Origin of the sequence: Archangium sp., from assembly GCF_045802675.1 — a bacterium.
Classification (GTDB): domain Bacteria; phylum Myxococcota; class Myxococcia; order Myxococcales; family Myxococcaceae; genus Archangium.
This window is the reverse complement of the sequence record NZ_JBJMQO010000105.1, coordinates 23,199-43,180: the sequence shown is the minus strand read 5'-3', so window position 1 is coordinate 43,180 and position 19,982 is coordinate 23,199. Positions and strand designations below refer to the sequence as shown.

The following is a 19,982-nucleotide window of genomic DNA, read 5'->3' as shown; positions in this document are numbered from 1 at the left end:
CGAGCTCCACTTCCAGGAACCTGGCGTCCAGCACCTCACGGGAGAGGCCCGCTGCCTCGTCCGCCAGCGAGGCCATGCCGCCCGGGCTCTTCCCGGCTCCGCCCCCCGTCCGGCTGGAGCCCGGCCGCTCGGACTTCGCCTGGGACAACCAGGCCCGCGCCTTCGGCACGTCGCCCCGGGCCTCGTAGAGGGCCGCCGCGCCAGCATCCCCTCCGTCAATGACGAGAATGGCCGCCTCTGGGTCGGCCCGGAGGTAGCGCGCCACCTCCTCGAAACCCTCTCCTCCCAGCCGCTCACGGAGGCGCTGCGCCACCCCCTTCAGTTCCTCCAGGCGCAGTTCCAGCCCCTGGAGCGCTCGCGAGGCACCCGTCGGGGCACCTCGGGCCTCGGAGAGAATGCGCACCCCCTTGCCGCCCGCGTACAGCGCCACCATGAGGGCCGCTGGCGTCAGCTCGCGCGCTGCCTGCTCGTACTGGCCCTGTGTCAGGGAGTGCGCGCCCTGGCCCACACCCGCAGCCAGGTAATAGAAGCCCAGCGGTACTCCGAATGTCAGCTCATCCAGCACGCCCTGCGCCACGTGGCCTGGCTCGAGGGCCCGCTTCGCTAGCGCGCCCTCCACCTCGTCGAGGGCCTGCCGGTAGAGCGAAGGCAACTGCTCCTTCCGCGCGGTATAACCCAGGGGCACGCCCAACCCAGCCGCTGGGGCCGAGGACACGACATCGCCCATCCCTTTGAGGGCACCTCGGAGGCCATCTCGAAAGGGCCGCTCGGAGCGGTCCGGGTAGTCCGAGAGGTTGAAGCCTCTCTGCTGGAGTTGCTCGCGGGCGATGGCCATCTGCCCCAGCGTCTGTCCCAGCCGCTTGTCCCGGGCGAGCTGGCGCAGCACCTGTTCCAGGTCCTTGTCGAAGGCCGAGTGGATGACGAAGAGGGCGAATACCTCGGCGAGCGCGGCGCCGTACTCATGGGTGGCGGTGACGAGGAAGGAGGCGCGTTTGTGATTGAGGGCCTCGGCTGCCTCCGCAAGCACGGGCCCCAGCGCTCCGAGCCGCACGGCGCTCCAATCGTCCAGCCTCCGCACCAGCCGGGCCATGTCCACCCTGCGCTGCAACTGGACGAATCCGGCGGGCGTGGTGCATGAGAGGAATGGGGCCAGCAGGTCCTCGGCATCGTTGGAGGACGCATCGGGCCAGCCTGGAGGCGGCGCTCCACATCCGCCCGAAGGAGGCGTGTCCTGGCGGTGCTCGGCGCTCGTGCTGGCCCGCACCGTGGCCCCCGGTGCCTCGAAGAGGCCGGCGCCATCGTCCGTGGCGAGCTGCGTACCGGACAGCGCATCCCTGAGCCGGGCCTGGGAGCCGGAGGCCTGGTGGAGCGGGGCACTCGCGTGCCCAGCGGTGCACCCTCCCAGAAGCACCAGTGCGACCAGGGCCAGGAGAAGTGAGCCGAGGCTGCCCCTGACAGGGCACCTCCCGGTGATGAGCAGGCGGTTCTTCGTCATGAGGGCGTCTCCCTGGAAGCCCAATCGCCCAGGAAGATAGCCCCTCGCCCGGCCCTACCCCCGAAGCATCGCCAGGGCGCGCTGGTAGTCCTCGGGCAGCGTCGCCTCGACGCTCACCACCTCGCCCGTGGCGGGGCTCGGCAGCGCGAGCCGCAGGGCGTGCAGCGCGTGACGGCCAATCACTTTCGCCGCCGGGTGCACCCGCGTCTCGTCGGGGCCGTACAGCGAGTCCGCGAGCACCGGGTAGCCCGCCTCGGCCATCTGCACGCGAATCTGGTGCGTGCGCCCCGTCTCCAGCTTCACCTCCACCAGCGTCGCCCCCTTCAGCCGCTCGCGCACCTCGTACGAGAGCGCCGCCCGCCTCGCCGAGCGCACCTTCGTCGTGAAGCGCCTCGGGTCCCTCGGGTCCCTCCCGTACGGCGCCTCGAGCCGCTCGCGCTCGGGCGTCTCGCCCAGCACCAGCGCCCAATAGCGCTTGTCCACGCGCTTCTCCTGGAACGCCTTATCCAACGCCGCCACCGCCGCGTCCGTGCGCGCGAGCACGAGGCAGCCACTCGTCTCCCGGTCCAACCGGTGCACCACGCCGGGCTGCATGACGCCCTCCACGTCGAACGGAGGCAGCCGCGCCGCCGCCAGCTCCACCACCGAGGGCACGCTTCCCCCTTGGGGCTCCACCACCAGGCCCGCGGGCTTGTTCACGATCAGCAGCGACGCATCATCGTGGAGCACCGGCAGCTCGGGTCCCTCGACGGCGCGCTTCGCCGGGGCTTTCGGCGGAGGGAGGTTGAGTTCGACCTCCTCGTTCCCCCAGAGCTTGCGCGAGATCTGGCACTTCTTCCCGCGGATGAGCACGAGGCCCCGCTCGATGAGCGCGCGCGCCCGCTCCAGCGAGAGCCCAGGCACGTGCGCGGAGAGGAACTTGTCGAGCCGCTCGCCGGCGGCCTCGCGGGGGACGGAGATCTTCTGGAGCGCCATGAGGCCCCCCTTCTACGGCGGGGCCCGCCGAGAAACCACCGGGACCTCCAGACATCACAGCCTCACGTCGGCCACGTGCGGTGCGCTCCCGCCACGGCCACCATGCGGGCCTCGTGCCGCCCCTCCTCCGTCCAGCCCTCGGTGTACGAGACGATCTCCAAGCCTTGAATCAGCCGGGGCAGCTCGCCCTCTTCCAAGAGGAAGCGCGCCGAGGGATGGGCATGCCGTTGCAGGTTGCTCCGGGTGGGTTGGGCGAAGACGAGCAGTCCGCCCGGCGCGAGCACCTTCGGGAACCCGGCGAACAGCGGCCTCCAGAGGAAGTTCATGCAGAGGACGAGCTCGAAGGGCCCGGGCGGCAGGGACTCCACCTCCACGTCCAATCGCTGGCACCGCAGGCCCACGCCCGCCGCACGCGCGGCCTCCGCGGCCTGCTCGAGCGCGACGTCCGAGATGTCCGCCAGGGTGACGTCCAGCCCCCGCCTCCCGAGCCACAGGGCCTCCCGCCCGGCGCCTCCCGCCACATCGAGGGCCCGGCCCGTGCTCGGGAGCCGGTCCGCGAGCGAACGGAGGAACGCGGAGGGCTCGCCGGTCCCCTCCTGCTCGCGGTAGCGCGTGTTCCACTTCTGCCGGTCCGCTTCGGACATGAGCCCTCCCGATGACGCTCCGCGACAAGCGGTGTGAAGGCCCAGACCTGCCTGGAGCGGGGTTTTAGCCCTTCGGGTGAGCCCGGCCCGTACCCCGTGTATGAAATCCCCTCGAGGCGGCCGCGCTTGTTGACGCAGGACACGGAGTCGGATGACCTCCGCCTCCAATGTCAGAACGTCTCCCACCGTCCGGAGGCCCGCCCGACGACGAGCTGCTCTTTCGCACGTTCGCGGCGGCCCTGCCACAGCTCATCTGGACGTCCGCGGGGAACTCGCAGACGCACGAGTTCAACCCCGCCTGGCAGGCCTTCACCGGCCTTCCCACCCGCCTGTCGGGCGCCGAGGCGTGGAAGGCCACGCTGCACCCCAGCGAAGCGGCCGCGGCGATGGCCGCATGGGAAGAAGCCCACGCCACCGGGGCTGCCTTCGAGCGCGAGCTCCGGCTCCGCCGCGCGGACGGTGCCTATCGCTGGCATCACGTCCGGTCCATGCCGGTGAAGCATCCGGACGGCTCCCTCCGGCTCTGGCTGGGCAGCGCCACCGACATCCACGAGCAGCGGCTGGCGCGAAGCGCGGGCACGGCCGCCCACCTCGACGAGCGCACGCCCCCGGAGGAGGCCCGCTTCGAGCGCGTCGCCGCGGTGGCGGGCCTCGGGCTCTGGTACTGCGACCTGCCGCTGGAGAACCTCACGTGCAACGCCGTCTACAGGGCGCAGCACGGCCTTCCCGCCGAAGGCCCCGTGACGTCCGGGATGATGCTGCGCGGGGTTCATCCGGAGGATCGGCCACGGGTGGAGGAGGCGCTCCGGCGCACCCTCGACGACGGGGCCCCTTACGCGCTCCGCTTCCGGGTGGTGCTCGGCGAGGGCGAAGGAGCCCAGGTCCGGTGGCTTCACGCGCTCGGCTGCGCCTCCTCCGACGCCCAGGGCGTCCCGCGGCACTTCGATGGCGTCACCATCGACGTCACGGCCGAGCGGCAGCTCGAGGAATCACTCCGCAGGACGTTGCTCGAGAAGAACGAGTCGCTCCAGACACTGGAGCGCGTCAACGCGGCGGGCCAGGCCCTGGCCGCCGAGCTCCAGCTCGAGAAGCTGGTGCAGGGCGCGACCGACGCGGCGACGCAGCTCTCCAGGGCCGCGTTCGGCGCCTTCTTCTACAACGTGCTCGACGAGCGCGGGCAGGCGTACATGCTGTACACGCTCTCGGGTGTCCCTCGGAGCACCTTCGACAAGTTCCCGATGCCCCGCGCGACCCGGGTCTTCGAGCCCACCTTCAAGGGCGAGGGCATCATCCGCAGCGACGACATCACGAAGGACCCGCGTTACGGGCACAACGCGCCGAACAAGGGCATGCCCCACGGCCACCTGCCGGTGCGCAGCTATCTCGCGGTGCCCGTGATATCCCGCTCGGGCGAGGTGATTGGGGGGCTGTTCTTCGGCCATCCCACGCCGGGAGTCTTCACCGAGCGCGAGGAGAAGCTGGTCGCCGGTCTCGCGGCCCAGGTCGCGGTGGCCATGGACAATGCCCGGCTGTTCCAGCGCGCGCAGGAGGCCATCGCCTCGCGAGACACCTTCCTGTCGATCGCCTCGCACGAGCTGCGCACGCCCCTCACCTCGCTGAAGATGCAGACCCAGCACCTGCGCAGGCGCATCGCCAGCAACGACGCCACCGCGTTCTCCCCCGAGCGGGTCACCCGGCTGGTCGAGCAGACCGAGCGCTCCATTGGCAGGCTCCACCGGCTCGTCGAGGACATGCTCGACGTCTCGCGCATCGCCACCGGCCGGCTGAACATGCAGCTGGAGCAGGTGAATCTCAGCGAGCTCACGCGCGATGTGGTCGAACGCTTCGGGCAGCAGCTCAGCGAGGCCAGCCATGCGCTCGAGCTGCACCTCACCCCTGGCCTCGTGGGCCGGTGGGACCGGGACCGGCTCGAGCAGGTGCTGGCCAACCTGCTCACCAACGCCCTCAAGTACGCGCCGGGCGCTCCGCTGAAGGTGAGCACGTGGCGAACCGGCACCTCCGCCTTCCTCGAGGTCCAGGACCGCGGGCCCGGCATCGCGCCGGAAGATCAGCACCGCGTCTTCGAGCGCTTCGAGCGGCTCGTCGCCGCGAACCAGTCCAGCGGACTGGGCCTGGGCCTGCACATCGCCAAGCACATCGTCGAGGCGCATGGCGGAACCATCCGGGTGCGCAGCACGCTCGGCGAGGGAGCGAGCTTCATCGTCGAGCTCCCGCTCTCGGGGCCCTCGTCCTCCTGAGGACGCCGTGCCGTGACGCCCCGGCCCCTCCCCTGGAGGGGTGGAGGTTGGGAGGTCCGGCTCAGAAGAGCGTGTCGGCCATCCTCGCCCGCGTGTCGCCGGTGAGCGCGGTGAAGCGCAGCACCCGCTCCGTCCCGCGCCACACCTCGAGGGTGCGCGGCATCAGCTCACCCGTGGCCGACGAGGTGTAGTCCAGGAAGCGCACGTCCCACTCCGTGCCCTTGCCGTCCTTGTAGCGCAGCCGCGCCGGCCGGAACGCGTCCTTGTACACCCAGAACTGCGACTTGCCCTCGGCCTGCTGCCCCAGCACGTACACCACGTCGCCGCCGAAGCGCGCCAGCGAGGTCACACGCGGATCGATGCCCAGCGAGCGCAGGTACCCATCCAGGGCCTCGCGCACATCCCCCGTCGAGTCCCCGCGCACCGCCAGCACCGCGCACAGCTGCTGCACCGCCTCGGACACCGCCGGAATCTCCGTGCCCTCCACCCGCTTGCGGCCCTCGGAGGACACCGAGGCCACCGCGTTGCCCTCCTGCGCCCTCGCCTCGAAGCGGCAGCGCCCCGGCACCCGCATGTACACCGTGCCGTCCGCCTCGAGCTCCGGCCGATCCGTTGGCAGTCCCAGCGCCGCGCCCGCCTCCTTCACCCCCGGCCCGTAGAAGTGCAGCGAGCCATCCGCCTTGAGCGTGAGGGGCAGATCCTCGCGCGCCGCCAGCATCCGGCGCAGGATGGAGCCACCGGGCAGCACGTACGCGCCCGCGCTCAGCGACGCCAGCACTCCGACGAGGAGAATCGTCCGCTTCATCACGACACCGTCTGGGGTGGACATGGGGCGGCGAATCTAGTGATGGCCCTCCCCTCCATCAAGACAGTTAGGATGCGCCCCCCATGTTGCACCGCCGCCTGCCCCTCCTGTTGACGCTCCTTCTGTCCACCCTCGCTCACGCCCAGGAGCAGCCCGCCCCCGCCACCTCGGAGGCCCCGCACGCCGAGGACCTGAGAGATCTCACGAGCGCTCGCGGCTACGGCATGGGAGGCGCCTGGCGGGCCCTGGGCGTGGGCGCCGAGTCGGGCACCGGCAACCCCGCCGCCGTCGCCGCCTTCCGCACCTACCGCATCGAGCTGACCGGCGCCTGGGACTGGGTGGGCCAGGACGCCTCCGGCATGGTGGCCGTGGTGGACTCGAGCACCAGCGCGCTCGCCGCCGGGGTGTCCTATCAGCTCATCTCGCTGGGAAAGGGCACGCAGCGCACCACCGCCCATCTCAACACCGTGGCCCTCGCGGTGCCGCTCGCCGACAGTCTGATGATTGGCGTCTCCTCGCGCTACCTGCTGATGCGCGGGGCCCGGCTGGCCAACGCCATCACCGGTGACGCCGGCATCCTCGTGCGCCCCAGCGACTTCCTCTCGATTGGCGTCTCCGCGCACAACCTCATCGGCACCGGCAACCCCGAGCTCACCCGCTACTACTCGGCCCACGCCGGAGTCTTCGCCGGCCTGCTCACCGTCGCCGCCGACGTGCGCGCGGACTTCGAGACGAACCACCAGACCACGCTCACCTATAGCGGCGGCATGGAGTTCGTCCTCGGGCAGAACATCCCGCTGCGCGCGGGCTACACCTGGGATGGCTTCACCCGCTCCTCACAGCTGGGCCTGGGCATCGGCGTGCTGACGGGGGGCGGCGGGTTCGATCTCGCGTACCGCCACGACTTCGGCGGAGAGAAGGGCCGGCTCATCGCCCTCACCTTCAAGGTGCAGGTGCGCTGAGCGGGTTCAGCCGCGCAGCGGGAGGTAGCGCTCGGAGGCGGAGAAGCGCACCAGCTCCACCAGCTCCGGCTCGCTGGACTTGAGGGCGCGCAGGGCCGCCACGGCGGGCCCCGGTCCACCACAGGCCACGAGCCCCGCGCGGTTGGCCGAGTGCCTCGCCGACTCCGCGAGCGCCGCCGCGTCGAAGTCGCGCATGGCCGGCTCCAGCAGCACCAACGCACGCTCCCGGGCCCGGGGATGCAGGGCCTCGCGCACCACGCGGGCCTCGGGGCCGAACTCCGTTCCGCCGCGCAGCACCGAGGCGAGGATGGCCACCGCGCGCAGCAACTGGTCCTTGCGCAGGCAGCGCAGCGCGAGCAGGTCCGGCCCGAGGCAGGACAGGGCCCGGCCGGCGAAGAAGCGCAGCTCCGGCTCGGGCAACACCTGGCGCACCGCGAGCCGGCCCACCAGCAGGCGCGGGGCTCCCGGGTGGACGAGCGAGAAGGGCGGGCCCTCGTCCTCGGAGAGGAAGACCTCGGGGAGCTGCACGTCGAGGAGGCGGGCCACGGCCTGCAGCACCTCCAGGCAGGCGCGGGCACCGGGGCCCGAGTCCGGACGGAGTGGCTCGGAGGAGCCCGCGGCCCGGCCGAAGGTGGGGAAGAGACGGCAGAGGGCCTGGCCCACGGAGGCGAGCAGCTCGCCCGCCGGGTTGCGCAGGCCGGGGTGGCGCAGGCCCGCGCGCTCCTCGGGGGTGAGCGTGCGATTCGGCGGCCGGGGCACGGCACCCTTCTCGCCGGTGAGCGCCGACGCCACCTCCACCATCAACGAGCCCCGCGCCGTGTCGCCCCGGCCCGAGAAGAAGGTCGAGAGCTCCCGGTAGGCCGTCGCGTCGAGCGGACGCTCGCGCACGCGCTCGATGGCCGCCGGGCGGGCCGTGTCCAGCGAGGCCAGGGCAGGAGCCGGAACCGGAGCCGGAGCCGGAGCCGGAGACGAGGCGGGAGCCGGAGCCGGAGCCGGAGCCGGAGCCGGGGCGGGAGCGGGGGCCGAGGCGGGAGCCGGTGCGGGAGGAAGCGCGGGCTTGGAGGAAGTGACGGGCGAAGCGGGCACGACGGGCGCACGGCGGCGCACGGGCTCCATCTTCCCCGGAGGCGCCTCCCAGGCGATGACGCGGGTGCCCTCCACGGCTACCGGTTCGGAGGGAGGCTCGGGCGCGAGCTCGGGCACGGACGGGCTCGCGGGAGCGGGCTCCTTGCTGACAGGCGCGGCCGCCTTGCTCGCGGAAGCGGACTCCTTCGCGGGAGGCGCCACGTCCTTGCCGCCAAAAATCGCCGTCTTGTTCGAGGAAGCGGATTCCTTCCCGAGAGGCGCCACCTCCTTGCCGCCGAAGACAGCCGTCTTGCCCGCGGACGCGGGCTCCTTCCCGAGAGGCGCCGCCTCCTTGCCGCCGAAGACGGCCGTCTTGCCCGCGGACGCGGGTTCCTTCCCGAGAGGCGCCACGTCCTTGCTGCCGAAGATGGCCGTCTTGCCCGCGAACGCGGACTCCCCACCGAGGGGAACGGGCTCCTTGCTGACGGGCGCGGCCGCCTTGGGGGCGGGAGCGGTTCCCCTGGTGGCGGGCGCCTCGGGCTTCGCGGGCGGCGGGAGGACGACCGCCGGCATCTCGAGCACCGTGGGCGCGGACTCGGGCGCGGGTGCGGCGGCCGCGGGCGTGGGGGTGAGCTCCACCGCGCCGGGGGGCGGCATGAGGAGGGACGTGCGCGAGCCACTCGCCTCCCACTTGGGCACGGCGCTGCGAGGCGGCTCGGGGTGCAGCGTGGGCACGGCGCGCTCGGCGATGGCCTTGCGCAGGTTCTCCGCGCGGTTGGCGTACACCTGCGAGCGGGCCGCGTCCCCGAGCACCTCCCGGCAGAAGCGCGCGAGGCGCTCCCAGGTGCCGAGCCGCTCGTCATCGTCCTCGGTGGCGGTGGCGGCGTGCTCCATGGCCCACGCGGCCTCGCCGTTCTTCCCGAGCGCGAGCAGGCGCTCCACGAGCAGCAGCCACGCCTCCTTGTGGCCGGGCTCGAAGCGCACCGCCTGGCGCAGCTCGGAGAGCGAGCCCTCGCTGTCGCCCGAGGCCTCCAGCGTGGCCACCAGCTCCAGCCGGGCCTTGCGGGCGGACGGTCCCCGGGGCTCGCGGGCGAGGCGGGCGCGCAGCACGCGGCTCAACCCCTCCTTGTCGCCGAGCTTCCGCGTCAGCTCCAGGAGCCGGTCCTGCGCGAGCAGGTCCTCGGGGTTCTCGGCGAGCACCTCCGACCAGGCCCAGTGGCCGAGCCGCGCATCGGAGAGAGAGCCGCTGGCGAGCTCCGCGAGGCACCGCAGGCCCTCGGCGCGGTGGGCGGTGCGGCGGGGCACGGCGGCGAGCGCGGCGCGCAGGCGCTCGGCTGTCTTGGCGCGGTCCGCCTCGGGCACGCACCGGGCGAGCCCCATCAACGCCGGGAGCGAGTGGGGGGAGATGGCCACCACCGCCTCGAAGTCCGAGCGGGCCCGGTCCTTCTCGCCCGCGGCCAGCAGCCGCTCACCGCGAGCCAGGAAGGCGGCGGCCCGGGCCCGGGGGTTGCTCGCGCGCTGCACCGCCTCGTCGAGCACGCGCCGCACACTCCAGTCATCGCCATCGGCGCGCTGGGACAGCAGCCGCACCTGCTCGGCGAGCGCGGCGCGGTCTCCAGTGAGGTCGAGAATCTGCCCGTACACCCGGGCCGCTCCCGAGGGGTCCTGTAGCTCGTCCTCGAGCAGCTCGGCGAGCCGCATGAGGGTCTCGGCCCGGACGCCCAGGTCCTTCGCGCGGTCGGCGGTGTCCAGGTAGAACTGCGCCAGCTCTCGCCATGCCTGGCGGGCGATGAGCTGGGCCTCGACGCGCGTCTCCTCCGGGTTCTCCTGCCGGGGCACGAGCTGGCGCGAGGGCTGGGTGTCCTCGTCGCTGCTCCAGGGCACGGGCCCGTCCATCCTCAGTCCGGGCGGCGGAGGAATCAGCGGAGACGCGAGCCGGGGGGCGGGAGACCCGGTGGCGGTCTCCTCGTCCTCCTCGGGCAAGGGAGGGACGTCGATGGTGGTGCGCCGGTGGTTGGAGGCATCCCCCGTGGAGTCGTCACGCGGAGGAACGGCGGGAGGCCCGGCGAGCGCGAAGGGCAGCCCGGAGGCCTCGGAGGTGGCCTCTTCCCGCGCCCAGGGAGCGGCCATCTCCAGGACGGTCTTGTGCCTGTCCCCGGCGGGAGGCTCGGGGGCCGCGGGAGCCTTGGGCGGCTCGGAGCGGGGCTCGGGCGCGCGAGGCGTGAAGCGCGCATCCAGCGGACCGGCGGCCTCCACCGTGTGCTCGTCTTCCTGCCAGGGCGAGGAGAACTCCACGGTCTCGCTGCGGTGGAGGGGGTCCTCGGCGCCAGGCACGTCCTGGGGTGCCAGCTCCTCGGCGAGGGACTCACCCTGGACGATGGGGACCTCTTGCGACTCGGTCCGCGCGTCGCGCGAGAGGCGGCGGAAGAGGACGTCGAGGAGCCGGCGGGCGCGGCGATCTCCCGGGGCCTCGTCGACGAGGGCCTGGAGGGCCTCGACGGCGCGGGGAAGCTGGTTCACCCGGCGCAGCACGCGGGCGAGCTGCAACCGCACGGCGCGGCGGCGCTCCCCCTGGGTATGGGCGAGCGCGGACGAGAGGAGCGCGATGGCGGCGGCCTCGGTGCCCGCGCGCAGCGAGAAGGTGACGAGCGCCGAGGCGAGGCGCGGCGTCATGGGCAGGGAGCGGCTGGCGCGGACGAGCTCTCCGAAGGCGCGGGCGGCCTGACCCTCGAGCAGCAGACGGGTGGCGCTCTGGCGGTGCCGCTCGACGAGCGCGGGCACGTCGGAGCCCTCCCCGGAGGAGGGCTGGCCAGCGGGCGAGCGCTGGCGTGTATCGGCAGACTCCGATGAACCGGCGTCCTTGCCGTTTCTCACGCCACCCATGGGTGGGGCAGTCTACACGTGATGCCGCCTCCGGTCGTCACCGTCCTCCTTCCCGCCCGAAACGCCGAGCGCACCGTGGCGCGCGCCGTGGAGAGCCTGCTCGAAGGCACGCTGGGTGAAATCCGGGTGCTGGCGGTGGAGGACGGCTCGACGGACGGGACGCGCGGGGTGCTCGAGGGGCTGGCGGCGAGGGACGCCCGGGTGGAGGTGCTCGACGGAGGGGGCCGGGGGCTGGTGGCGGCGTTGAATCTGGCGCTCGCGCATGCCACCTCGCCCTACGTGGCGCGGATGGACGCGGACGACGAAGCGCTGCCGAGGCGCCTGGAGGCGAGCGTGGCGGCGCTGGAGGCGGACCCGGGGCTGGGTGGCGTGGGGACGGGGGTGGAGCTGTTCCGAGAGGACCAGCCGGTGAGCCCCTCGATGAGGGACTACGCGGCGTGGCTCAACGGGCTCACCACCCCCGAGCGGCTGCACCGTGAGCGCTTCGTGGAGAGTCCCATCTGCCACCCCTCGGTGTGCCTGAGGCGGGAGGCGGTGGTGGCGGCCGGAGGGTGGGAGCACGGCGACTTCCCGGAGGACTACGACTTGTGGCTGAAGCTCATCCACCGGGGCCACGGGATGCGCAACGTGCCCGAGGTGCTGTTGCGTTGGAGGGACAGCACGGAGCGGCTGACGCGGACGGACCCGAGGTATGCGCACAAGCGGTTCATCTGGGTGAAGGCGCGCTACCTGGTGCGGAGCCGGGAGGTGGGGGGGCGGCCGCTGACGATGTGGGGGACGGGGCCGGGAGGGCTCATCCTCACGCGCTTCCTGCTGGCCGAGGGGGCGAAGGTGGAGCGCTTCATCGACGTGCACCCGCGCAAGGTGGGCACGCGCATCCACGGGATTCCGGTGGACCCGCCGGAGGCACTGGGAGCACCGCCGGAGGACACGCACCTGGTGGCGGCGGTGGGCGTACGCGGAATCCGCGATGAGATCCGCGGAGTGCTCACGCGGCTCGGCTGGGTCGAGGGCGTGCACTTCACCTGCGCCGCATGAAACCAGGCCCCAAGCCCTCTCTGTCCTCCTGAGGTGGGGGGGCCGCGTTCTGGCGCTCGGCGCTGCTCGGGTTGGCGGTGGAGACGGACGCGCACTTCCCCCAGGAATGGCTGCTACATTGGCGCCTCCGCCCGCGCGGCCCGGCGGAAACGAGCGCCATGGGACACCCGACCCTCGAGAACGAGACTCCCTTCGCCTTCGACATGATGGGCCTCGCCGACGAGGAGGGGCGGCCGTTACTGCTGCTCGTGGTGAAGGCCACCTATTCCATCGGCGACTCCGGACTGAAGCTCGCGGAGGAGCAGGAGCCGGTGAAGTGGAGCGGCGAGTCCTGGGGCGAGCCCGGCGAGTCCAGCGACAAGTACGAACCGGAAGCCGCCTTCTTCAAGCCCGCCACGGACGTGGTGCTCATCGGCCACGCCTACGCGCCCCAGAAGGGCGCCACCGAGTCACTGGTGGCCTTGCAGGCCGGCCCGCTGAAGAAGGCCGTGCGCGTGGTGGGCGAGCGGACGTGGTTCCGGAGCATGGGCCACATCGCCGCGACGAAGCCCCTGCCCTTCGACAAGCTGCCCCTCACGTGGGAGCGGGCCTTCGGGGGTTGGGACCGGACGGATGCGGCGAAGCCCGCTTTCGAGCCGCGCAACCCCGTGGGCACGGGCTTCCGCGCCAGCCCGCGCCACTTCGAGGAGGGACTGAGACTGCCCAACCTGGAGGACCCGGCGGAGCCGCTGCGCGAGCTCGGACAGACAATCACCCCCGTGGGCTTCGGCTTCACCTCGCCGCACTGGCAGCCACGCGCGAAGTACGCGGGCACCTATGACGAAGCGTGGAACAAGACGCGCAAGCCGCTGCTGCCCAAGGACTTCGACCGGCGCTTCTTCAACGCCGCCGCGCCAGGGCTCGTCGCTCCCGGCTACCTGAAGGGCGATGAGCCCGTCATCATCTCGGGGGCCTCACCGAAAGGCCGGCTCTCCTTCCGTCTGCCCGGCCAAGCGGCCCCGGCCGTTACCGTGGAGTTGGCCGGTGGAGAGGACTCGAGGCCGGAGATGCGCCTGGACACCGTCATCCTCGACCCGGACGCGGAGCAGGTCCTGCTGCTGTGGCGTGGGCACGTGGTGCTCGGCGAGGGCATACACGACGTGCGCGGGCTGAAGCTCACCGCCGCGGGAGTCTCGCCGCCGAAGAAGGACTGAAGGACCAGGGGGCTTCCTGGCTTCCAGGCACTTGTGCCGATGTCATCACATCTCCGGCGGCGGATCCGCGAAGGCTCGCGCCCCATCGCCCCGAAAGCGTAGGCTGCCCGCCCGGAGGTGGACACGATGCCCGTCAATACCGGTGTGAACAAGATGTCCGTCGTGACGAAGGACAGCGGCGGCGTCACCTCGGCCTTCCCGGACGTGTGCAAGACGCCGAGCCCCGCCGGGCCGGTGCCCATTCCGTACCCCAACATCGCCCAGTCCTCGGACACCGCACAGGGCACCAAGAAGGTTGGACCTGATGCTCCACAACGACAAGAACACGCCCCCCTTCCCCGTCATCCAGGGGCCCGTCATCGCCAACGGCGGTAGCGACGAGGAGCCCACCTGCGGCGTGTGCAAGAAGCACTTCTAGCCGTTCCACACGAGGATGAACACCGGCGCTCCCAACTCCCCGGCACGCTCCCAGGGCTCCGCCCTGCCTGGAAGCACCATCGCCATCACCGGCCTCGGCATGGTGTCCGCGATTGGCCCGGACGTGGCATCGAGCTGTGCCTCCGCGCGCGCGGGGCTCACGCGCTGGCGGGAGCTCGACATCCAGGTGACGGAGGAAGACACGCTGGAGGCCCTCCCACTGAAGGGGCAGGAGGTCTCCTCGCTCACCCTCGGCTTCGAAGGTTTCGCCCGCTGGCTGCGACTGGGAGACGCGGCGCTGCGTGACCTGCTGGAGCACTCCGGCCTGGAGCGGTCGACCTTCGCTCAGACAGGCATCCACCTCCAGCTCCCCGGCACCTGGTTGGAAGAGGTCCACCTCCAGGGAAGCCTGCTGGACCGATTCCCGGAGGGAGCGCGCGAGCGCATCCGCCGTGGGTTCGACGCCGAGCGCACCGAGAAGCGGGAGCAGCTCACGCGCCGGTTCCTCCCTGAGTTGCTCGCGCTGAACCAGCTGCCACTCGCGCCGAGAACGCAGGTCTATGCCTTCGGCGGGGCCGCCACCTTCTGCCAGGTGCTTACCCGGGCAGTGGAGGCGCTCCGGAGCCGGTCCCTCGAGCGATGCATCGTCGGCGGTATCGACTCCTGGGTGGATGGGGAGACACTCACCCAGGCCTACGAAATGGGCCTGCTCCGCACGCCCAACCGGCCCGTGGGCCGCTTCCCGGGTGAGGCCGCGGCCTTCGTGCTCCTGGAGCGGGTGGACGCCGCGCGCGCGCGGGGCGCCCGTATCGAAGCGCTGCTCGGCCCCGTCACGTCCACTGTGGAGGCCGGGCATCGTTTCTCCGGTCGTCCCCTCACGGGCGCGGCCCTCTTCGAGGCCATCACCACGTGCTTCCCCGAGGGGGCGCGGCAGGCGGAAGAGGTGGGGCTGTCCATCGTCAACCTGAACGGGGATGAGCCCCGGTCCCGCGAGTACGGCTACACCCTGGTCCGCCTCGAGGAGGCCGGGCTCCCCACGTCTTCGCGGCGTTGGTACGTGCCCGAGCACTTCGGGGAGATTGGAGCGGCCACGGGTGCGGTGGCCATCTGCATGGGCGTGAGAGGCTTCATGCGGAGGTACGCCAGGAGCCCCAGCATCCTGGTGTCGTTGCTCGACGACGAGCTCCCCCGGGGCGCGTTCCTGCTCCGGGACATCCCCTGGCGTCAGGACGAAGCTGGAGTCACGGCCCCTCATGGGAGGCAGTCATGAGCACGCAAAAGGACGAGCACTTCGCAGCGCTCTCGAAGGACAAGTCTCATGTCGCTGGCGAGGACAGCGGCTGCGTCACGCGCTGCGTCTACGAGGAGAAGAACGGGAAGCGGGAGTGCCAGTTCGCGGGGCACGACTACAAGACGAACGGCTTCAACTACCAGAAGGACTGTGACGAGGCCGACTGGTACAACCTCCCCATTCACGAGGAAGGCAGCGACGCCCGCAAGCGCTTCGACGCTGTCTTCACCACCGCCTTCAAGCAGGCGTGGCGGGACCCCAGCAAGAAGGCAGAAGCCTGGTACATGGGGGCCGGCCCCTACGGCCACATCAACTTCGTCGCCAGTGGACGGTGGCCCTGGTCCAACAACGCGCATCACCTCGTCCCGGTGGATGACGTGTTGAGCAAGGTGCTCGATGTCGACCAGCTCAAGCTGCTCCAGCAGGCGAAGTACAACGTCAACAAGGGCATCAACATCATCTACCTGCCCAACAGCTCCCGGCACGCCACCCTCTTCCAACTCCTCAAGCATCCCCGGTACCACAGCACCTACAGCATGAACGTCCGGAACCGGGTGATGGCCATCAGGCAACAGCTCAACGAGGCTGCGGACGAAGACGAGGATGGTCATCCGCAGCTCACTGAGAAGACGGCAGGCAAGTTGGGGGAGCAGCTCCATGCCTTCTCGGGCAGGCTCCGCAACCAGATCCGTGCGGCGGGAATCAAGAGTCCGGGAGCCCACCTCAATGAACTGGCCAGTCTCGTGACCATTCGGTAGGTGAACCCCCATGCCCTCTTTCTCCATCCTCTCCACGAGCAACGATCCGAAGCACTGCCTGGTCGACGAGGATCCCGACTCCCTGAGACCCAAGACGTGGCGAATCGCCAAGGGGTTGCCGATGGAGCACCGCTACCCGCCTGATGTGGTGCTGAAGATGGACGGCGGCCACAAGGGACTGGTGGTCCCGGATCTGGTCAGCAACACCTTGCGCATCGCCCTCGTCTCCAGAAAGCTCAAGGGCTTGTTAGAACAGCACTCCGGCGCCCGCATCGAGTTCTTGCCGGTCTCCATCGCCAACCACAAGGGCCGCATCGCCGCGAAGGACTACTTCATCGCCAACGTGCTCGACCACGTGGACTGCGTCGACAAGGAGCGCAGCGAGGTGGAGGAGCTGCATCCAGACCCCACCCTGCTCTCGGGACTCTTCCGACTCCAAGTCCTCCAGGAGCGGATTCCCGCCGAGTCCAAGCTGTTCCGGCTCAAGACCATGCCCCCCGCCATCCTCATCCGTGACGACCTGCGTGCCCAGCTCGATGCCGAGAACCTCACGGGCGTCAGGTACATCGCCATGGGCGAGGAATGCGCCATCTACTGAGTCCCTGAGCACATGCCCTCCTCGAGCGTACTGGAGACCGTCCGCGACGATTCCCTCTTCGGGCTCGAGGAGTCGGTGCGCGCCATCCAGCGGCACGACGCTCTGGAGCAATCCGGACAAGCCTATGTGGTGGCCGCGACGTGCCACCGCCGGCTCGCCCTCTGCGCGTTGCTGGTGGACGCGCGGCCGGACCGCTTCTCCGCCCACCTGTGCCACTCCGCGCACGCCCGCCTCCACTTTCTACAGCTCGTCGCGGGAGGCCATGGTGCCGAGCCTCGCTTCCTCTGCGCGACCCAGGAGTTCCCCTTCATCGACGCCCTCGTGGCCGGACAGCCTGACCTGGCCGTGGGCATTGCCCGGCAGGCGGCGCGCCGCCATGACCCGGACTTCGAATACGAAGACGACTTCCTCCTCCACCACTTCCTCCACCAGTTCCTCCTGACGGAGAGGGGATCGGGCTCCGCCGACCTGCCCGCCCTGCTGGAGCGCTGGGAGGCGGTGCTGGAGGGTGGCTCCGATACCTATCTGGACGCCTGCCGTGCCCTGCTTCACCGGCGGGCCCACGCCTTCGATGAGGCACTCCAGGCCACCGTTGATGCGCGCTTGTTGAGGTTCCAGAAGCTGCCCCGGGACTCCGGCCCCAACGACGAGCAGAGGAAGACCGAGGGGGCTGTGTTCATGATGGGTCTGGCGCTGCTCCGTCTGGCGGAGCTGCGGGGAATGGACACCCGGCGCGAGTACCCTACCCTTCCCTCCCTGGCGCGCGTCCCCGCTGGCCGGCCCGCTCCGCTGCCATCGGCGTGGATGTCTCTTGGATTGATGGATTAGCTCACTGGCAAAACGCGCATCCCGAACCGCTCGATTCAGAGGTCCTCACATGAGCATGCCTCCCGGTAGTAAGCCGGCCCCCTTCGGTCCTTCCTCCCGGGAACCCATCCTGGGCAGTCGGGCAGGCCAGTTCGCCGTCATGGGCCTCATCCGGGAGCCGAGCGCCACACCGCTGCTGGATGCCCTGCTGGAGAACCCGCCCGAGGCAGCAGCCCCGCAGCCCATGGAAGCCCATGTGGACGGCAAGCGCGTGGTCATCGAAGGCCAGGACGAAATCGTCCTCAAGTGCGGTGAGGCCAGCATCACCCTGCGCCGCAATGGCAAGGTCATCGTGAAGGGGACGTACCTGGAGTCCCGAGCCACGGGCACCCACCGCATCAAGGGTGGCTCGGTGGAGATCAACTGAGGCCATGGCCGAGCTCACTGGGAGGTCGCTGCATTGGGACATCTACGAGGAGCACCTCGACGAGGCGGCCTTCCGTTGGAGCCAATGGGAGAAGGCGCTCGACGCCCCCGACTTCACGCTGGAGGAAGTGGCGGAGCTGGAAGAGCATGTGTCCGCGCACGTGGACGGTCTGGTGCTGGGCGGTGAGCCCGTGGCGGAGCACCTGCTGGTTCCCGCACTCGCCGACGAGCCCGAGCGCATCGTCCCGGCGGCCCTCGCGCTGCTCCAGGCAGAGGCACCTTCCGGGCCCGCCGCCGTGCTGAGCGCGCTGCCCGTGGCCGAGCTTCCCGCGCTCGCCGCGCTCCGGCGTGCGCTCGAGCTGGTGCTCTCGCGCTGCATTCCCGCGGACCTGCCGGCGCTCCTGAGGCGGGAGGACGCCGCTCCCGTGCTGCTGGCCCTGGTGCTCGAGACGCTGGGCGTGCACGGGCTGGCCACGGCGTCGCTGTGCATGCCGTTCCTCACACATCGGGAGCCCCAGGTGGCCGCCGCCGCCCTGCGTGCCGCCAGCCGCGCCCGGCTGCCGCTAGAACCCGCCATGCTCCAGCGCGCGCTGGACTCGGGCGAGCCCGTGCTCCGGGATGCCGCACTCCTCGCCGGTTTGATGGCGGGACAGCGCGGAAGCTGGGCGGCCTGCCAGTCCGCCGCCGAGTCTCGCGAGCCTGGGGACGGGCTGCCCCTGCTGCTCCTGGGGATGAGCGGGGATGAGCGGGACGTAAAGCGGCTGCTGGAGCTGCTCTCCGACGAGGCGCTCCGGCCGCATGCGCTGTGGGCTCTCGGCTTCTCGGGTCGTGTGACCGCCGCCGATGCCTGCGTGAAGTTGATGTGGAACAAGCCTGTCGCGGCGCTCGCGGGCGAGGCCTTCAGCGCCATCACCGGGCTGCGCATGGCGGAGGCGTATGAGGCCCCGCGCGAGGAGGAGAATGAGGCGCTTCCTCCCCTGGAGGAGGAGAACCTCGATGCGGACCTCACGCCGAAGTCCGAGGACGCACTGCCTCAGCCTCGGCCCGAGAGCGTGGCGGCATGGTGGCGGCAGGAGCGCCAGCGGCTGGACGTGAAACAGCGCTACCTCGCGGGGCAGCCCTTCACCCCCCAGGCCCTGCTCGACGCGCTCGTCAGCGCGCCCATGCGGCGCCGCCATGCGCTGGCGCTGGAGCTGGCATTGCGCAGCCGGGGCGCGACCCTGGTGCCGACGCGTGCGTTCGTGGCGCACCAGCTCGCCGCGCTGAAGGCAGCCCGCGCGATGCCGACCTCATCGTTCAGCCGCCCATTTGCGGAAGGGCTTCGGGGTTAGGCCACGCCAGCACTCCCATCGAGCGGGCGGATGGGCCCCGAGGGAGCCTCGACTCCCGCCGCGGCGAAGAAGCGCGCGAGGTCCTCGGGCACGGGTGCCTCGAAGCGCACAGGCCCGCCCGTACGTGGATGCCCCAATTCCAAGGCCTGTGCATGCAGCAGGCACCGGGGAGCCACGAGGCCTCCCGCCCGCGCCGCCCCGCCGTAACGCTTGTCCCCGAGAATCGGAGCGCCGAGCGCCGTCAGGTGCGCGCGCAACTGGTGCGTGCGCCCCGTCTGGGGCAGCAATTCCACGAGGCAGAAGTCGCTGCCCGCGAACAGCACGCGGTACTCGGAGAGCGCGGGAATCCCATTCGCCGCGCGCGTCGCCCGCCAGCGCCCCGGCCGGGACGGATCCTTCGACAGCGGCAGGTCGATGACGCCCTGGGATGGCAGCTCCACCGGCCCCACCGCCGCCAGGTAGCGCTTGCGTGCGTGGCCCTCGCGGAATTCCTCCGCCAGCGCGGTCGTCGCCTTCGGCGTCTTGCCGAACACCGTCACCCCGGACGTCTCCCGATCCAACCGGTGCACCAGTCCCGCGGGCCGCTTCAGGTGCTCGCCGACGCGGTCCACCAGACTGTCCCCCACCCGCCCCTCCGTGGGCTGCGCCGTCATGCCCGCGGGCTTGTCCACGGCGATGACGTCCTCATCCTCGTGCAGCACCCGGAGCGCGGACACGGGAGCCGGCGCCGCCGCGAGCGGGCTCTGTCCGCCCTCCTCCAGCACCACCGTCACCACCTGCCCCGCTGTCAGCCGAGTCCCCGCGTCCCGGCTCCGGCGCCCCGCCACGTACACCGCGCCCACGCCCACCAGTCGCTCCGCCTCGTCGCGAGGCACACCCAGCTCCGCGGCCAGCGCCTCGGCCAGGGGGAGGCTCGCGTGAGGGGCTTCGACTCGGAAGGTGCGGCGCTTCATCGGTGGGTTTCCTCGGGGGGCCACGCATCGTCGGCACGGGCGGGGACACCCTACGCCACCGGCCGGGGATTCGGGAGGGACGG

General features: G+C 71.3%; 15 protein-coding genes and 2 pseudogenes. 11 read left to right on the top strand and 6 right to left on the bottom strand.

Features of this window, described 5'->3' with window-relative positions; genetic code table 11:
* The 3 genes and pseudogenes from ACJ8AN_RS29960 to ACJ8AN_RS29950 all read right to left on the bottom strand — a co-directional run.
* Positions 1-1,495 (bottom strand): annotated as a pseudogene (locus tag ACJ8AN_RS29960) (hypothetical protein); the annotation flags it as partial.
* 54 nt (positions 1,496-1,549) lie between these two features.
* Positions 1,550-2,470, bottom strand: a complete 921-nt coding sequence (locus tag ACJ8AN_RS29955) for an RluA family pseudouridine synthase (protein WP_407758932.1) — start codon at positions 2,468-2,470, stop codon at positions 1,550-1,552.
* 62 nt (positions 2,471-2,532) lie between these two features.
* Entirely contained in the window at positions 2,533-3,114 is a 582-nt protein-coding gene (locus ACJ8AN_RS29950) for a class I SAM-dependent methyltransferase (protein ID WP_407758931.1), read from the bottom strand.
* A 167-nt stretch (positions 3,115-3,281) separates the two neighbouring features.
* Between ACJ8AN_RS29950 and ACJ8AN_RS29945 the strand changes: the two genes are divergently transcribed.
* Positions 3,282-5,372, top strand: a complete 2,091-nt coding sequence (locus ACJ8AN_RS29945; protein ID WP_407758930.1) for an ATP-binding protein — start codon at positions 3,282-3,284, stop codon at positions 5,370-5,372.
* A 61-nt stretch (positions 5,373-5,433) separates the two neighbouring features.
* On the opposite strand, the gene ACJ8AN_RS29940 is transcribed toward ACJ8AN_RS29945, so the two are convergent.
* The gene (locus ACJ8AN_RS29940; protein WP_407758929.1) at positions 5,434-6,201 is read right to left on the bottom strand and encodes a hypothetical protein; all 768 of its coding nucleotides are present in this window, start codon (positions 6,199-6,201) and stop codon (positions 5,434-5,436) included.
* 59 nt (positions 6,202-6,260) lie between these two features.
* Between ACJ8AN_RS29940 and ACJ8AN_RS29935 the strand changes: the two genes are divergently transcribed.
* Complete coding sequence (locus tag ACJ8AN_RS29935; RefSeq protein ID WP_407758928.1) at positions 6,261-7,139, top strand: hypothetical protein; 879 nt, start codon at positions 6,261-6,263, stop codon at positions 7,137-7,139.
* A 6-nt stretch (positions 7,140-7,145) separates the two neighbouring features.
* Here ACJ8AN_RS29935 and ACJ8AN_RS29930 read toward each other — a convergent pair whose 3' ends face one another.
* The gene (locus ACJ8AN_RS29930) at positions 7,146-10,985 is read right to left on the bottom strand and encodes a hypothetical protein (RefSeq protein WP_407758927.1); all 3,840 of its coding nucleotides are present in this window, start codon (positions 10,983-10,985) and stop codon (positions 7,146-7,148) included.
* Positions 10,986-11,108: 123 nt separating this feature from the next.
* Here ACJ8AN_RS29930 and ACJ8AN_RS29925 point away from each other — a divergent pair, with 123 nt between their 5' ends.
* The 9 genes and pseudogenes from ACJ8AN_RS29925 (at position 11,109) to ACJ8AN_RS29885 (ending at position 18,946) form a co-directional block, all read left to right on the top strand.
* A complete protein-coding gene (locus tag ACJ8AN_RS29925; RefSeq protein WP_407758934.1) occupies positions 11,109-12,125 on the top strand; it encodes a glycosyltransferase in 1,017 nt (338 codons plus the stop codon).
* A 158-nt stretch (positions 12,126-12,283) separates the two neighbouring features.
* On the top strand, positions 12,284-13,318 hold the full coding sequence (locus tag ACJ8AN_RS29920; RefSeq protein ID WP_407758926.1) for a DUF2169 domain-containing protein: 1,035 nt from the start codon (positions 12,284-12,286) through the stop codon (positions 13,316-13,318).
* Positions 13,319-13,444: 126 nt separating this feature from the next.
* Positions 13,445-13,736 (top strand): annotated as a pseudogene (locus ACJ8AN_RS29915) (PAAR-like domain-containing protein).
* A 15-nt stretch (positions 13,737-13,751) separates the two neighbouring features.
* Complete coding sequence (locus ACJ8AN_RS29910) at positions 13,752-15,005, top strand: hypothetical protein (protein WP_407758925.1); 1,254 nt, start codon at positions 13,752-13,754, stop codon at positions 15,003-15,005.
* Entirely contained in the window at positions 15,002-15,784 is a 783-nt protein-coding gene (locus ACJ8AN_RS29905; protein WP_407758924.1) for an AHH domain-containing protein, read from the top strand. The genes ACJ8AN_RS29910 and ACJ8AN_RS29905 overlap by 4 nt, the downstream gene beginning before the upstream one ends.
* A 10-nt stretch (positions 15,785-15,794) precedes the next feature.
* The gene (locus ACJ8AN_RS29900; protein WP_407758923.1) at positions 15,795-16,382 is read left to right on the top strand and encodes an imm11 family protein; all 588 of its coding nucleotides are present in this window, start codon (positions 15,795-15,797) and stop codon (positions 16,380-16,382) included.
* Positions 16,383-16,394: 12 nt separating this feature from the next.
* Positions 16,395-17,210 (top strand): hypothetical protein, encoded by an 816-nt coding sequence (locus ACJ8AN_RS29895; protein ID WP_407758922.1) that lies wholly within the window; start codon positions 16,395-16,397, stop codon positions 17,208-17,210.
* Between the two features lie 139 nt (positions 17,211-17,349).
* Positions 17,350-17,616, top strand: coding sequence for a hypothetical protein (locus ACJ8AN_RS29890; protein WP_407758921.1), 267 nt, complete (start codon positions 17,350-17,352; stop codon positions 17,614-17,616).
* A 4-nt stretch (positions 17,617-17,620) separates the two neighbouring features.
* Positions 17,621-18,946, top strand: a complete 1,326-nt coding sequence (locus tag ACJ8AN_RS29885) for a TIGR02270 family protein (RefSeq protein WP_407758920.1) — start codon at positions 17,621-17,623, stop codon at positions 18,944-18,946.
* Here ACJ8AN_RS29885 and ACJ8AN_RS29880 read toward each other — a convergent pair.
* Positions 18,943-19,899 (bottom strand): RluA family pseudouridine synthase, encoded by a 957-nt coding sequence (locus ACJ8AN_RS29880; protein WP_407758919.1) that lies wholly within the window; start codon positions 19,897-19,899, stop codon positions 18,943-18,945. The genes ACJ8AN_RS29885 and ACJ8AN_RS29880 overlap by 4 nt on opposite strands.
* Between the last annotated feature and the right edge of the window lie 83 nt (positions 19,900-19,982).

Bases quoted from the DNA above. Each gene is read 5' to 3' on its own strand.
- ACJ8AN_RS29955 (WP_407758932.1), bottom strand. From the start codon at position 2,470: ATGGCGCTCCAGAAGATCTCCGTCCCCCGCGAGGCCGCCGGCGAGCGG.
- ACJ8AN_RS29950 (WP_407758931.1), bottom strand. From the start codon at position 3,114: ATGTCCGAAGCGGACCGGCAGAAGTGGAACACGCGCTACCGCGAGCAG.
- ACJ8AN_RS29945 (WP_407758930.1), top strand. From the start codon at position 3,282: ATGTCAGAACGTCTCCCACCGTCCGGAGGCCCGCCCGACGACGAGCTG.
- ACJ8AN_RS29940 (WP_407758929.1), bottom strand. From the start codon at position 6,201: ATGTCCACCCCAGACGGTGTCGTGATGAAGCGGACGATTCTCCTCGTC.
- ACJ8AN_RS29935 (WP_407758928.1), top strand. From the start codon at position 6,261: ATGTTGCACCGCCGCCTGCCCCTCCTGTTGACGCTCCTTCTGTCCACC.
- ACJ8AN_RS29925 (WP_407758934.1), top strand. From the start codon at position 11,109: ATGCCGCCTCCGGTCGTCACCGTCCTCCTTCCCGCCCGAAACGCCGAG.
- ACJ8AN_RS29920 (WP_407758926.1), top strand. From the start codon at position 12,284: ATGGGACACCCGACCCTCGAGAACGAGACTCCCTTCGCCTTCGACATG.
- ACJ8AN_RS29910 (WP_407758925.1), top strand. From the start codon at position 13,752: ATGAACACCGGCGCTCCCAACTCCCCGGCACGCTCCCAGGGCTCCGCC.
- ACJ8AN_RS29905 (WP_407758924.1), top strand. From the start codon at position 15,002: ATGAGCACGCAAAAGGACGAGCACTTCGCAGCGCTCTCGAAGGACAAG.
- ACJ8AN_RS29900 (WP_407758923.1), top strand. From the start codon at position 15,795: ATGCCCTCTTTCTCCATCCTCTCCACGAGCAACGATCCGAAGCACTGC.
- ACJ8AN_RS29895 (WP_407758922.1), top strand. From the start codon at position 16,395: ATGCCCTCCTCGAGCGTACTGGAGACCGTCCGCGACGATTCCCTCTTC.
- ACJ8AN_RS29890 (WP_407758921.1), top strand. From the start codon at position 17,350: ATGGGCCTCATCCGGGAGCCGAGCGCCACACCGCTGCTGGATGCCCTG.
- ACJ8AN_RS29885 (WP_407758920.1), top strand. From the start codon at position 17,621: ATGGCCGAGCTCACTGGGAGGTCGCTGCATTGGGACATCTACGAGGAG.
- ACJ8AN_RS29880 (WP_407758919.1), bottom strand. From the start codon at position 19,899: ATGAAGCGCCGCACCTTCCGAGTCGAAGCCCCTCACGCGAGCCTCCCC.